The organism is Deinococcus sp. AJ005, from assembly GCF_009017495.1.
Classification (GTDB): Bacteria; Deinococcota; Deinococci; order Deinococcales; family Deinococcaceae; genus Deinococcus.
Genome location: NZ_CP044990.1, coordinates 1,939,520 through 1,951,873, shown reverse-complemented (window position 1 = coordinate 1,951,873; position 12,354 = coordinate 1,939,520). Strand labels below are relative to the sequence as shown.

Sequence of the window (12,354 nt, the reverse complement as noted above, 5' to 3'; positions counted from 1 at the left end):
ATGAAGAAATCTCTGTTGCCCGTCCTCCTGCTGAGCGCGGGCCTGTTCAGCGCCTGCACCATGACTGGCCCCAGTAATCTACGCGTGCATGAGGCGTTGCTGTACGGCGGCACGCAGGAACGCATCGTGTGGGTCTACGGTTCGCTGACGGGCGGTGCGGGCGGCAGCCTGAAACTGGGCGGTCAGACCGCCGAACTGCGCGTCCAGGTGGAGGACGCGGTGGCCGTTCCCGGCACCCTGAGCGTGAATGGCAAAGCCACCTACCGCCAGCCCACGTCCGCGATCACCGCGCCCCTGAACGTCACCCGCCGCGCCAACGGTTCTTTTGATGTGGTCACCCCTGGCGGCCTGAGCGCGGTCTATTACACCGACGGGCAGACCTGGAGCAAGTTGAGCGGCCTGAGCGGAACGGTAGGAGCGTCCTCCGTGAACGGTCTTCAGAGCGCCGGCCAGTTGACGCCGGAAGAGGCGGGAGTTCTGAGCAAGGCGTTGCTAGGTCAGGGGCCGCTGGCCGTGGGCGTGCTGAGCGCTGTCCCCACTGCCGATGCCCCGCTGGATGTAGAACCCAAACCGGGCGAATATCTGCGGACAGCGCTGTACGTGCTGCCGAATGTTGCCACCATTGCCGCTCAGATTCCCGCAGCCAGTGTGCTGAACCCTACCCCGTCCTCGCCTACCCCACTGCCCACAGGAGCGCGCGTGAATTTCACGGAACTTGCCAGCGGAAGCCAGTCGGGCGTCACCGAAGCTGGCGTGACCGTCGCCGCCACGCCAGCAGAGGCCGCCAGCCTTTATGCCCAGGCGTACTCGCGCCAGACCGGAGCGCCCACCGCCCCCGATCCGGGCAATGCCACCATCGTCGGGATTTTCCTGGGGCAGCGCACCACGGGCGGCTACGGCGTGACCATTACCGGGGCCAGCGTGTCGGGCGGCACCCTGACCCTGGTGGCCCAGGTGCGTGCGCCGAAGCCGGGGTCCATCACCACCCAGGCGATCACCAGCCCGTGGACCATCGTTCGGGTGGACGGCAAGTATCAGAACGTGCGCGTGGTGGACGAGGCGGGTCAGCCGCTGCGCTGAGTTGTCATCTGATTGGCGAGGCTGACTGTCTTTTGTCAGCCTTTTCTTTTGCCTGGATTGCGTGCTGGAGGTAAGACTTCCGCGCTGCGGTCCTTCAAGGCCGGAGAACCTGAGCCGCCCACCATGATGGCCAGACTGCCTGCCGTCAGCAGCAGCGGAACTTCCAGCTCTGCGAGGCTGAGGCGTCCGGCCACCAGCGGCGCGAGGGCCACACCCGCCGTCAGCAGCGCCAGCGCCCCGGCCAGTCCGCGTGCGCCCAGCCCCAGCAGCAGCAGCGGTCCGCCCACCAGCTCCAGCACGGCCACCAGCGGCGCGAACAGTAGCGGCAGGGGCACGCCAGCCACCCCATAACTGGCGGTCACGTTGCCCAGGCCCAGATCAAAAATTTTGTGGAAGCCGTGCCATGCGAACACCAGCCCCACCACCACGCGAATCAGGGCCAGGGCAAGTTCAGGCTGTCGCCGCATGGAAACCAGTGTAACAAAACGCACATTAGAGACCAGTGATGTGGGTGGGCCGCTCTCGCTTTTGCGGCCAGACCTTTAGCCTGCCTCCATCCCCGCACCGTCCCACAGAACCCTGTTCCTATCCCGCTTAGAATGCGGGGCGTGCGTCTGGAGTCCCTCTCAACTTTGAATTACCGCAACCTTGCGCCGTGTACGTTGCGCTTTGGTGGGGGCGTAACGGGCGTGTACGGCGAGAATGGAGCGGGCAAGACTAACCTGCTGGAGGCCATTTATCTGGCGCTGACCGGACAGACCGACGTGGGCCGCCTGGAACAACTGGTGCAGTCCGGCGAGAGCGAGGCGTATGTGCGCGCCGATCTGGAATCCGGCGGCAGCCTGAGCGTGCAGGAGGTGGGCCTGGGGCGTGGGCGGCGGCAGCTCAAGGTGGACGGCGTGCGCGTGCGTGCGGGCGACCTGCCCCGTGGCAGCGCCGTGTGGATTCGCCCGGAGGACTCCGAACTGGTCTTCGGCTCGCCGTCGCTGCGCCGCGCCTACCTGGACTCGCTGCTGTCGCGCCTGAGCGCCCGCTACGGCCAGCAACTGGGCCGCTACGAACGCACAGTGTCCCAGCGCAATGCGGCCCTGAAAGGCGGCGAACAGTGGGCCATGTCGGTCTGGGACGACGCCCTCGTCAAGCTGGGCACCGAGATCATCACCTTCCGCCGCCGTGCCCTGACCCGCCTGGGCGAACTGGCCACCGACGCCAACGCCGCGCTGGGCAGCCGCAAAACGCTCACGCTGACGCTGCTGGAAACGACGACGCCCGAAACCTACGCCCACGATCTGACTTCCAGACGGGCCGAGGAGCTGGCGCGCGGCTCCACGGTGTCTGGTCCCCACCGCGACGATCTGGTGCTGACCCTGGGCGGATTCTCGGCCAGTGAATACGCCAGTCGGGGCGAGGGGCGCACGGTTGCTCTCGCCTTACGCCGTGCAGAACTGGAGCTGCTGGCCGAACGCTTTGGCGAGCAGCCCATCCTGCTGATTGACGATTTCAGCGCCGAGCTGGACCCCGGACGGCGCACCTTTCTGCTGGAGCTGGCGGCAGGGGTGCCGCAGGCCATCGTGACGGGCACCGAACGCCCGCCCGGTGCGTCGGCGCAGTTCTGGGCGCAGTCGGGGCGCTTTACACCGATGGACGTTTCGGAAAAAAAAGCTGAGCTAGAGGAGGTGCGTTAATGGCCTGGGACCGTTACAACGCGGGCCGCAACAACCGGGGCCGCCGCCTGAGCGGGCCGCGTGGCATTGGCGAACTGATGGGCGCGACGCTGGGCACGGCGCGCATCGCCAAGGGCATCGGGCGGGCGCGGGCCATTCTGGCTTGGCCGGGGGCGGTGGGGCCGGAGATTGCCCGCATTACCCGCCCACGCACCCAGCAGGGCAGCGTGCTGTTCGTGGATGTGCGCGATAGCGCTGCCGCCCACCATCTGAGCATGCAGCGCCATCACTTCCTCAAGGCCCTGAACGCGCTGCTGCCCGACGCGCCCCTCAGCGACATCCGCTTCAGCGTGGGCAGCGTGCGCGAGCCGGTGATGGCCCCCGCGCCGCCGCCGCTGCCTGCCCCGGACCGTGCCCGCGCCCGCGAACTGGTGCAGGACGTGGGCGAGGACCTGCGCCCCGCTGCCCTGCGCGCCGCCGAGGCGATCACCCGCTCGCGCAAATGGCGCGAGGAACAGGGTTGGCGGCCCTGCCCGGTTTGCGGCGAGGCCAGTCAGGAACAACCCTGCCGGGCCTGCCTCCTGACGCTGGACGATCCCAACGTGCGCCGCGCGGCCAGAACGCTGATGCAGCAGCCCGAAGACCTGGAGTCACTGCTGGGAACCCTGGGCGACAGCGGCGCAAACGCGGCCCGCTATCTGGCACTGGCGCGGCTGGAAGAACAACTGGACCTGCTGGCCCTGGAATGCGTCCGCAGCGGCCAGGAAGACGGCTACCGCGAATTTCTGAACCAGCAGGCGGGCATGTACCTCTCCCTGTACCTGCGCCGCCCCCGTGCGGACCTGAAGCGCTCGGACCGCGCCCTCCTGCCGGAGCGGGCGCGCAATGTGCTGAACGCGGGCCGCTGAGGGCAGGCAGCAGAACAGCGGGCGGTCTGGACAGGGGCAGTCTGGACACAGGAAGTGTGGAAAAAGCCGTCGTGTCACCCCCGGCGTGGGATTGACGCCGCCCTTGCTGTGGGCAGTATTGTGGCCCCATGACGGACGCCTCCCGCCCCCCTGGACCGCCCAGCACCTCTGGCAACGCCGCAGCGGGTGGCAACCCATCGGCCCCTTCTAAACAACTCTCGTCCCAGCAGCACCGCGCCGCAGCGCCGCGCAATGTCAGGGTGGCGGTGCTGACCATCAGCGACACGCGCACGCCCGAAACGGACACCAGCGGTCAATATCTGCTGGCCGAACTGAAGGCGGGGGGGCATAGTGTGGTGCATTACCGGGTGGTCAGGGACGACGCGCTGGACATCCGCACCGCGCTGGTTTTGTTCGTGCGGGAGGCGACTGTGGTGCTGACTACAGGCGGCACGGGCCTGACCGGGCGCGACGTGACGGTGCCGGTGGTGGAATCCATGATCACCAAGCCCATCCCTGGCTTTGGAGAGCTGTTCCGCATGCTCAGCTACCGCGAGGTGGGTGGCGCGGCCATGCTGTCGCGGGCGCTGGGCGGGCTGTGCCGGGGTTCGGCCATCTTCGCCATGCCCGGCAGCCTGAACGCCGTCAAGACCGCCTGGGAAGGCATTCTGAAGAACGAGATCGGCCACCTCGCCTTCGAGATCGAGCGCCACGGGCAACCGGGGGTGGTGCAGCCAGGAGTGGTGGCCCCGGCGCTGTCGCCGCTGTCCCAGTCGCTTGCGGCGGCGGCAGGGAAGCCCCCTCCCACCACTGATCCACTGACGCCGCCCATGACCCCCACTCTGTCCCCGGCTGCGGCAGCGGTGGAAGGAACTGGGACTGCCGATCCAGCTCAGCCGCAGTCCAGAGGCCCGGGCAACCTGATGGGCAGGCTGGGCCGCCATAAGAAAGAAGACCCGCGTCTGTAAAGTCCGGTCTCTGTTTCAGTCCAGCTTCTGTTGCAGGCCACCTGATCCGCAGACATTCTTGATCTGGGGCTTCTTCTGTTCATCTTCCATTCCGTCTGGCCCCTGGACGGTATTTTGAGCCGGTTGGGAGGCTGCCTGGTCCACCCACGAGGAGACTGACGTGCAAGAGTTGGAGTCTTTACGGGCCGGACTGGTTTCATGGGCTGGGCTGGTGTCATCGGTTGGGCTGGGTGGCCCCGGCTCACTGCTGGACCTGACCCCGCTGACCGAGGTGAGCGGCCTGTACGCCGTGGTGATCGGTCTGATCGCGCTGCAATGGCTGCTGCGTACGGGGCGCGAGGCCCGGCTGGGCTACCTGCCGCGCGTGGCGTGGTGGGCCGTGCCGGGGCTGGCGCTGCTACTGCTGACGCCCACGCTGGACGTGCCCGCACTGTTCGGATTGGGTGTGGCGGCGCTGCTGCTCGCCGAGTACTGGCCGCTGCCCTACCGCCGCGCCCCTGCCCGTCCCTCGCCCGCGTGGCCGCTGGTGTCCGTCCTGATCGGCGCGGCACCGGCCTTCGGCATCCTCCAGAATCAGCGTCCCGAGCCGGTGGCCTTCGTGGCGGCCCTGTGTGCTTTGCTGGCAGGCATGGCGGGACTGCTGGGCGTGGTCCTGTATCCGGCGAAAGGCGCAGCCGCCAGGACCCGTCCCTCCCTGAATTTCCAGACCCGCTGGCACCGCACCGTCACCCCGGAATGGCCGGACCTGAGCGTGACCCTCAGCGAGCAGGGCGCGCATCTGAAGAACATCTCCAAGCGTCCGGTGCGGCTGGCCGGCTGGTCCCCCGCCGGAATCAACGCGTGGTACCGGGTGCGCGGCCCCGACGGTCAGGTGCTGTCCGAACTGCGTGCCGGGCAGGAGGCGCTGCTGCCCGTGGGCGAGCGCGACAGTGGCGTGCGCGTGTGGTACGGCCCGGATAAAGCGCAGGAGGCCCACCTGTTCCGCGCCGACTGGACTCCGTTGGGCCGGGCCGATGGGCGCGTCCTGAACTGAGCCGGAACCCAGCCTCGCCCCGCCCTCTCACGCCCGCCGCAGGAAGCCGGGATAGGCTGCTCCAATCGTGAGTCTGGTGTTTGAATGGGCAGCCCTGCGGGCGCTGACGGAATCGGCAGGAACGGGCGGAACGCTGCGCGCTGAAGCCCAGGATTTCCGGGTAGAGGAAGTGGGTGCGTATCCGCTTTCGGGTGAGGGCGATCACCTGTATTTGCATGTCGAGAAGACCGGGCACACCACCGCCCATGTCCTGCGTGAATTGAGTGCCCAAGTGGGCCTGCGTGACCGCGACATTGGCGTGGCGGGCCTGAAAGACCGGCATGCGGTGACCACCCAGTGGCTCAGCGTTCCGGCCAAGTACGAGCGCCGTCTGGGCGAGTTCGGACTGGACGGCGTGCGGATTCTGGATATCACCCGCCACGGCAACAAGCTGGGCATGGGCCACTTGCGCGGCAACCGCTTCGTGGTGCGCGTGCGGGACGCGGCGGGCGGCGCAGCCGAGGCTGAGGCGGTCCTGAATCTTCTGGTCGCAGGGGGCGTGCCCAATTACTTTGGTCCGCAACGCTTCGGCCTGGGCGGCTTGAATGCCGAGGAGGGATTGCGTGTGCTGCGCGGCGAATCGCGCCTGCGGGACCCGCGCGTGCGCCGCTTCCTGATCTCCAGCGTGCAGAGTGCGGTGTTCAACGCTTCTCTCAGTCTGCGCCTGGAACGCGGCCTGTTCGCCTCGCTGCTGGCAGGCGATATGGCCAAGAAGCACGACACGGGCGGGGTCTTTCTGGTCGAAGACGCCGCTGCCGAGTCGCCCCGCGCCGAACGCGGCGAGGTCAGCGCCACTGGCACGCTGTTCGGCAAGAAGACCAAACCGCTGACCCTGGACGCCGGGGCGCTGGAGGCCGAGGCGCTGGCCCTGTTTGATCTGACGCCGGGTGTGTTCGCCTCCCGGCGTGGAGACCGCCGATTGACCCGCGTGTTCCCCGAAGAGGCCAGTGTTATTCCGCAGGACGACGGCTACACGCTGTCCTTCACCCTGCCTAAGGGCAGTTTCGCCACCAGCGTTCTGCGCGAGGTGATGAAGACTGAGGTGGACAGCGCCGGGCCGGACGACGCGGAACCTGATGGCTCTGAATCTGATGACGGTGCAACAGGCGGTCAGGAGTGAGGCTCAGAGCGCTGGCGTTGGCGGGCCTCGTCCTCGCGTCCGGTGCGGTGGCGCAGAATCCTCCGGGCCTGAGCGCAGATCTGAAATTGATGCCCAGTTACGGCGGCGCAGTCCTGACGGGCCGCATCGGCGTGTCCAGACCGGATGAGGTGCTGGGTGTCTGGAGCAGTCTGGGCCGCGCTCGACTGATGAAATGCTCGCCCCGCTGCGAGGTGGTCACGTCCGTGCCGATCACCGGCAGCCTGATCCTCAGCGGCAGCTCGGGCTACCGCGTGGTGCTGGGCGGCAGTTTCAAGCCGGGCCAGAAGGTCAGTATCGTCATGCGCTTTCGCCAGGGCGTGATCCTGAACACGTCGGCCATCGTGAACCGGTAGCGCGGGCCGTTAATCGGAAGTGGTGGAACAGCGCGCCGCCTTCCTGTCGGCCAGTTACGGCACGCGGGCAGAACGCTTTCGCCTCAGCTCTGAATCCTTAGCCGCCGCGCCCTCGTGGGCTGCTCGAACGTGGGCCATCGTCACGGCCTGGAATCCAGCCGGACAGCAGCAGCCGGAAACCGACAATTTGCGGGCCGGGCGTGAATTGCTGGCGCTGATCGCCTCACGCCTACATTTTCTTGGCGTCAACGGCGAGGGCGAGTGGGCCGAGCCGTCCGTGATTCTGCCCGGTCTGACCTTGAGGCAGGCGGCAGAACTGGGGCGGCGTTTCGCTCAGGCTGCCGTCCTCTTCGGCGTGGGGAAGCGGGTGGCCCTGGTCTGGTTGGAAGCGGACTGTACGCGGGTGGAGCGCTTCTGGGCGCGGCTTTCGGATTTTTGAATGTGGTGGATAGCGTCACGTTGCGCCTGAATGGGCAGGCGGATATTTGGGTCATGAGTCCACGTTTCCGCCGTTATCTGATTCGTGTATCTGATTCGTGCATTGCCTGCGCTGGCTCTGGTTCTCGCCTTTTCCTGGCTGATCAACCGATCTTTCGGTGGCGCTTTCGACTACGGCCTTGCGATTTGCCTTTGGGTAGTTTTTCTTGTGGGGAAGTGGATTGTCCGACTCGAACCAGATCGGCGCGAGTAAAATCCTGTCCAACTGCCGTGCCGCATCTTCCAAACCGTCCCGCCGCCATGCGTTAAGCTGCTCTGTTGCTGCGGGGCGGCTTTGTCTGATGCTGTCCCCTGAATTGCCGCCTCTAATTTCAACCTCGCGGGGGCGGCCATGACACACCAGCCCCTACCCTGGGGCAAGAGGAGGGCGAAGAATGACCACTCAAACCCTGAACATCAAAAATTACATGCTGGGGCCAGATATCCCTATCGAATTGAGCGCCGAAGATAGCCAGCGTGTGGCCGAATTCCTGCACACCCATCTGGACGAGTACGGGGACGCCCTGGAGGATATTCAGGCGTGCCTCGCCTATGCACAGGCGCGCGGCGGCAGCGTCACCTATGCCGAGGAAGATGGCGAAATCCTGGGCGCAGTGATCACCAACCGGACTGGCATGGGCGGCTTCATTCCCGAAAATATCCTGGTGTACATTGCCGTCCATGGCAAGACGCGCGGGCGCGGGCTGGGCAAGCAACTCATGGAAACCGTGCTGGCGAATGTAGAGGGCAGCGTGGCCCTGCACGTCGAGCCTCATAACCCGGCAAAGAAGCTCTACGAGCGGCTGGGGTTCACCAACAAGTATCTCGAAATGCGGCTGACCCGTTGAGGAGCTGACGCTATGGCATATCTAACCCTGAACCGTCCCAAGTTGCAGGCCAATTTTGACCATCTGGAACACCTGTTCTCACAGCATGGCATCGACTGGGGCATTACCACCAAGCTGCTGTGCGGCAACAAACTCTTTCTGAACGAGGTGATTCGGCTGGGCCGCCTGGAATTGCTGGACTCGCGCATCAGCAACCTGCGGGCCATCAAGGAACTGAGTCCAGAGGCGCAGACGGTGTACATCAAGCCGCCTGCCTCCGCCTTAATCGAGGACCTCGTAACCTGGGCGGACGTGAGCTTCAACACCGAACTGGAAACCATTCGCGCCATCTCTGCCGAGGCCGTGCGCCAGGACCGACAGCACCTGATCATCATCATGATCGAGATGGGCGATCTGCGCGAGGGCGTGCTGCGTGAGGATATCGAGGCGTTTTACGCTCAGGTTTTTCAGCTTCCAAACATCAAAATTATAGGTATCGGCACCAACCTGAATTGCCTGAACGGCGTGATGCCCAGCGAGGACAAGCTGATTCAACTGGGCCTGTACAAGAAGATTATTGAGCTGAAAAACAATGTGGATATCCAGTGGGTCAGCGCCGGGACCACCGTGACCATTCCGCTGCTGAAGGCGGGCGGGCTGCCCCAGGCCATCAACCACTTCCGCATTGGTGAGGCGCTGTTCTTCGGGCAGGATCTGGTGGCGGAACGCACCTTCACCGGAATGCATGACGACGTGCTGGAGCTGCACGCCCAGATCATCGAGCTGGCCGAGAAGCCCACGATGCCCTCCGGCACGCTGGGCAAGAACCCCTTTGGCGTCACCGCCGAGGCCGAGAGCAGCGCCGGGAGCAGCCACCGCGCCATTCTGGACGTGGGCTATCTGGATATCTCGCCGCAGTATCTGGAACCCGTGGATTCGCGCCTGGAGGTCATCGGCGGTAGCAGTGACATGCTGGTGCTGAACGTGGGCGAAAACGAGGCCGGGCTGAAGGTGGGCAGTTACGTTAAATTTCGCCTGAAGTATATGGGCGCGCTGCACCTGATGAACTCGCCGTACATCGACAAGTTTGTGCTGGATGAGTCGGGGGAGCAGATTTCGGAGTTGGTGGAGGCGGAGTTGGTGGGGAGCTGAAAAACTCGTTCACGACCAAGCAAGCTGAAGTCTGGAGTCCTCTTACCTCATAGCAGATGTGGTGAGGAGAGGGCTAGGGCCGCACAATCACTGTGAGGAACCGTACCGGGCCGCCGCCACCAAGTAAGACGCGAACCGCCCCATCATCCATTTCCCAGGCGCTGTCATCAGTTTGGGTCAGATCGTGGCCCAGCCGCTCTCCGATGATCCCCGGCGAAATCGGCGTATACCCGTTGCAGGTCCAGTCTCCCTCGCATTGGATGACGTGGTATTGGTCTTCAAGTGCGCCGAGATGCATCAGCAGTCCGCGTGGTGTGTCTGGCAGGCGTGTGCCACAGGCAGTCAGCAGTAGGCAGGCTAGCAAGAGCATTCGCATGTTCTGAATATTATCCTCAAGCAACAAATTCCCGAACTCCCAGTCCCACCCCACTGCAACACCCAACATCCCTTTTCCCGCCGTCCAGACCCCGTATTCTGGGCGGCGATGTCAGCTCCTGCTTCCTCCCGCCCGTCCATCTCCGACAACCACCCCGACTTCCAACCCGAAACCGCGCACCTGAAAGGCACGGTGGACGCCATGCTGCGCCAGATCGACTTCTGGGAGGACCGGGACCGCCAGATGGGCGCGGACCTGGAGACCAGCATCATCCTGGCCGACGAGGCGGGCGAACACGCCGCCATGCTCTCGCCGCATGTGCATCACCCGTATTTCGGCAGCCTGAGAGTGCGCGTGGGTGGGCGCGAACAGACGCTGTATATCGGCAAGCACGGCTTCCGCGACGTGAAGGGGCCGCACAGCGTCGTGGGCTGGGACAGCGAGGTGGGCAGCCTGTTCTACTCCGACGCGCTGGGCTGGACACCGCGCCGGGGCGGGCAGGGCGTGATCAAGCGGCGGCGGCAACTGGACATCGCGGCCAAGACGCTGCACCGCGTCACCGATCTGTACGACGAAGAGGCCGGAGGCGACACCGGGGGCCGCGAGGAAGTCCTGCTGCGCCGTCTGGAAGAAGGCAGCACCGCCGGAATGCGCGATGTGGTGGAAACCCTCCAGCCCGAGCAGAACACCGCCATGCGTTACCCCGCCGGAACCCCGGTGATTATTCAGGGTGCGGCGGGTTCGGGCAAGACCACCATCGGCTTTCACCGCCTGGCCTGGATGACCAACGCCGAGCGCGGGCCGCATCAGGCGCGGGCCGAGGCGTGCATGGTGCTGATGCCCAACAAAGTGCTGGCCACCTACGCCGCCCGCATCCTGCCCGAACTGGGCATCGGGGCCGTCAACGTGACCACGCCCGAGAGCTGGGCGATAGGGCTGCTGGGCCTGGAAAAGTTGGAAGTGACGGACCGCACCCTGACGCTGCTGCTGACCGATCACGACAACACCCGGCGTGCCCTGGCCTGGAGGCGGGCCAAGCTGCTGGGGGATGCCCGGATGCTGGACGTGATTCGCACGCACCTGTGGAACCGTTTTAACGCCTCGTTGCGCGGCCAGTCGCTGCGGGAAGAGGTGGCCCTGAACCGCCGTGATCCGCAAATCTTCGCCCTGTTCGACACCGATTTGCACACCATCCTGCGCGACGTATTCGCCGCCGATCCGCTGAGCGGCTATCGCGCGGGCTTTCGCCGGGCCGTGGAAGACCTGGCCATCTCGCATCTGAACGTGCCCGACGATGAGGAAGCCAGCGTGCTGCGCCAGCTTTCCGCCCCGATTACCGCATTGCTGGGCCGTGTCTTCGCCAGTACCACCCCCGTCACCGAGGCCCGCCGTCTGCTGGGCAGCCCTGAAGCGCTGGCCGCGAGTGGCCTGCTGACCGAACGCGAGATTGCCCTGCTCGCCACCGATCCCCTGAGCGGCATTCCCACCCCACGCCGCGCCCACGCCGACGCCACCGAGCTGCCGCTGATGCTGGCGGTGCAGGCGTTCACGGGCGGGATCGGGCGACAGGTGGGGCGTACCCTGGAACCCTTTGACCATGTGGTGCTGGACGAGGCGCAGGACTACTCGCCGCTGCTGTACGCGCTGCTGGGCCGCGCCACGCGGGCAGGCCATCTGACCGCGCTGGGCGACTTGAACCAGGGGATGCACGGCTACAAGGGACCGAGCAACTGGGAAGCGGTGCAGGCCGTCCTGCCCGGCGCGGAGGTGCTGACGCTGGGCCGCACCTACCGTTCTACCAAGCAGATCACCGAACTGGGCGCACGCATTGCCGCCACCTACAACCGCGCCGCCCAGGTGCAGGGTGTGGACCGCGACGGGGCCGAGGTTCAGCGTTACACCGGACCTGCCGATGCTCCCAATGGCGAACTTCCTTTAATCGCCCAGGCCGTCAAGGACGCGCAGGCTGCCGGACACGTCAATATCGCCATCGTGACCCGCCGCGCCGTGGACGCGGACCGTCTGGCCGAGGCACTGCGCGACTTCGACACCGACGCGCAGCCGATCACCACGCAGGAACACCGTTTCAGGGGCGGGCTGGTGATCCTTCCGGTCAGTCTCGCCAAGGGGCTGGAATTCAGCGCGGCCATCGTGAGCAGCGCCAACGTGCAGACCTACGATGAAAGCACCGAGTACGAGCGCCGTCTGCTGTACGTCAGCGCCAGCCGCGCCCTGCACTGGCTGGGACTGGTCAGCGCAGGCGAATTGCACCCGCTCATCGCCTGAAAGTTGGGACGAAAAAGCCGCCCCGATGTAGGGGCGGCTTATGAAAGCTG

The 12,354-nt window shown here is 65.6% G+C and carries 13 protein-coding genes; 11 read left to right on the top strand and 2 right to left on the bottom strand.

The genetic code is table 11. The features are described 5' to 3' along the window. The gene (locus DAAJ005_RS11305) at positions 1-1,080 is read left to right on the top strand and encodes a protease complex subunit PrcB family protein (RefSeq protein ID WP_151847190.1); all 1,080 of its coding nucleotides are present in this window, start codon (positions 1-3) and stop codon (positions 1,078-1,080) included. Positions 1,081-1,115: 35 nt separating this feature from the next. Here the strand turns inward: DAAJ005_RS11305 and DAAJ005_RS11300 are convergent, their stop codons facing one another. Further along, positions 1,116-1,547 (bottom strand): DoxX family membrane protein, encoded by a 432-nt coding sequence (locus DAAJ005_RS11300; RefSeq protein WP_151847189.1) that lies wholly within the window; start codon positions 1,545-1,547, stop codon positions 1,116-1,118. 132 nt (positions 1,548-1,679) lie between these two features. Here DAAJ005_RS11300 and recF point away from each other — a divergent pair, with 132 nt between their 5' ends. The 9 genes from recF to DAAJ005_RS11255 all read left to right on the top strand — a co-directional run bounded on the left by recF (position 1,680) and on the right by DAAJ005_RS11255 (position 9,642). Beyond that, a complete protein-coding gene (gene recF, locus DAAJ005_RS11295; protein WP_151847188.1) occupies positions 1,680-2,765 on the top strand; it encodes a DNA replication and repair protein RecF in 1,086 nt (361 codons plus the stop codon). Beyond that, positions 2,765-3,652: a DUF721 domain-containing protein gene (locus DAAJ005_RS11290; protein WP_226342392.1), complete on the top strand. Its 888-nt coding sequence runs from the start codon at positions 2,765-2,767 to the stop codon at positions 3,650-3,652. Before recF ends, DAAJ005_RS11290 begins: the two co-directional genes overlap by 1 nt. Positions 3,653-3,780: 128 nt before the next feature. Next, entirely contained in the window at positions 3,781-4,620 is an 840-nt protein-coding gene (locus tag DAAJ005_RS11285) for a molybdenum cofactor biosynthesis protein B (RefSeq protein ID WP_151847187.1), read from the top strand. 160 nt (positions 4,621-4,780) lie between these two features. Then, on the top strand, positions 4,781-5,653 hold the full coding sequence (locus tag DAAJ005_RS11280; protein WP_226342391.1) for a hypothetical protein: 873 nt from the start codon (positions 4,781-4,783) through the stop codon (positions 5,651-5,653). Between the two features lie 67 nt (positions 5,654-5,720). Next, entirely contained in the window at positions 5,721-6,812 is a 1,092-nt protein-coding gene (gene truD, locus DAAJ005_RS11275) for a tRNA pseudouridine(13) synthase TruD (RefSeq protein ID WP_192930737.1), read from the top strand. Next, positions 6,809-7,186 (top strand): hypothetical protein, encoded by a 378-nt coding sequence (locus DAAJ005_RS11270; protein ID WP_151847186.1) that lies wholly within the window; start codon positions 6,809-6,811, stop codon positions 7,184-7,186. Before truD ends, DAAJ005_RS11270 begins: the two co-directional genes overlap by 4 nt. A 22-nt stretch (positions 7,187-7,208) precedes the next feature. Continuing rightward, positions 7,209-7,625, top strand: a complete 417-nt coding sequence (locus tag DAAJ005_RS11265) for a DUF3293 domain-containing protein (protein ID WP_226342390.1) — start codon at positions 7,209-7,211, stop codon at positions 7,623-7,625. A 433-nt stretch (positions 7,626-8,058) separates the two neighbouring features. After that, positions 8,059-8,511, top strand: a complete 453-nt coding sequence (locus DAAJ005_RS11260) for a GNAT family N-acetyltransferase (protein WP_151847184.1) — start codon at positions 8,059-8,061, stop codon at positions 8,509-8,511. A gap of 12 nt (positions 8,512-8,523) precedes the next feature. Beyond that, positions 8,524-9,642 carry an alanine racemase gene (locus DAAJ005_RS11255; RefSeq protein WP_151847183.1) on the top strand — a complete coding sequence of 373 codons (1,119 nt, stop codon included), beginning with the start codon at positions 8,524-8,526 and terminating at the stop codon, positions 9,640-9,642. A 73-nt stretch (positions 9,643-9,715) separates the two neighbouring features. Here DAAJ005_RS11255 and DAAJ005_RS11250 read toward each other — a convergent pair whose 3' ends face one another. Continuing rightward, positions 9,716-10,087: a hypothetical protein gene (locus DAAJ005_RS11250; RefSeq protein WP_151847182.1), complete on the bottom strand. Its 372-nt coding sequence runs from the start codon at positions 10,085-10,087 to the stop codon at positions 9,716-9,718. Between the two features lie 39 nt (positions 10,088-10,126). Between DAAJ005_RS11250 and DAAJ005_RS11245 the strand changes: the two genes are divergently transcribed. Continuing rightward, positions 10,127-12,304, top strand: coding sequence for an ATP-binding domain-containing protein (locus DAAJ005_RS11245; RefSeq protein WP_370519704.1), 2,178 nt, complete (start codon positions 10,127-10,129; stop codon positions 12,302-12,304). Positions 12,305-12,354 lie beyond the last annotated feature (50 nt).

Excerpts from the sequence above, each read along its gene's own strand:
- DAAJ005_RS11305 (WP_151847190.1), top strand. The coding sequence starts at position 1 with ATGAAGAAATCTCTGTTGCCCGTCCTCCTGCTGAGCGCGGGCCTGTTC.
- DAAJ005_RS11300 (WP_151847189.1), bottom strand. The coding sequence starts at position 1,547 with ATGCGGCGACAGCCTGAACTTGCCCTGGCCCTGATTCGCGTGGTGGTG.
- recF (WP_151847188.1), top strand. The coding sequence starts at position 1,680 with ATGCGGGGCGTGCGTCTGGAGTCCCTCTCAACTTTGAATTACCGCAAC.
- DAAJ005_RS11290 (WP_226342392.1), top strand. The coding sequence starts at position 2,765 with ATGGCCTGGGACCGTTACAACGCGGGCCGCAACAACCGGGGCCGCCGC.
- DAAJ005_RS11285 (WP_151847187.1), top strand. The coding sequence starts at position 3,781 with ATGACGGACGCCTCCCGCCCCCCTGGACCGCCCAGCACCTCTGGCAAC.
- DAAJ005_RS11260 (WP_151847184.1), top strand. The coding sequence starts at position 8,059 with ATGACCACTCAAACCCTGAACATCAAAAATTACATGCTGGGGCCAGAT.
- DAAJ005_RS11255 (WP_151847183.1), top strand. The coding sequence starts at position 8,524 with ATGGCATATCTAACCCTGAACCGTCCCAAGTTGCAGGCCAATTTTGAC.
- DAAJ005_RS11250 (WP_151847182.1), bottom strand. The coding sequence starts at position 10,087 with ATGTTGGGTGTTGCAGTGGGGTGGGACTGGGAGTTCGGGAATTTGTTG.
- DAAJ005_RS11245 (WP_370519704.1), top strand. The coding sequence starts at position 10,127 with ATGTCAGCTCCTGCTTCCTCCCGCCCGTCCATCTCCGACAACCACCCC.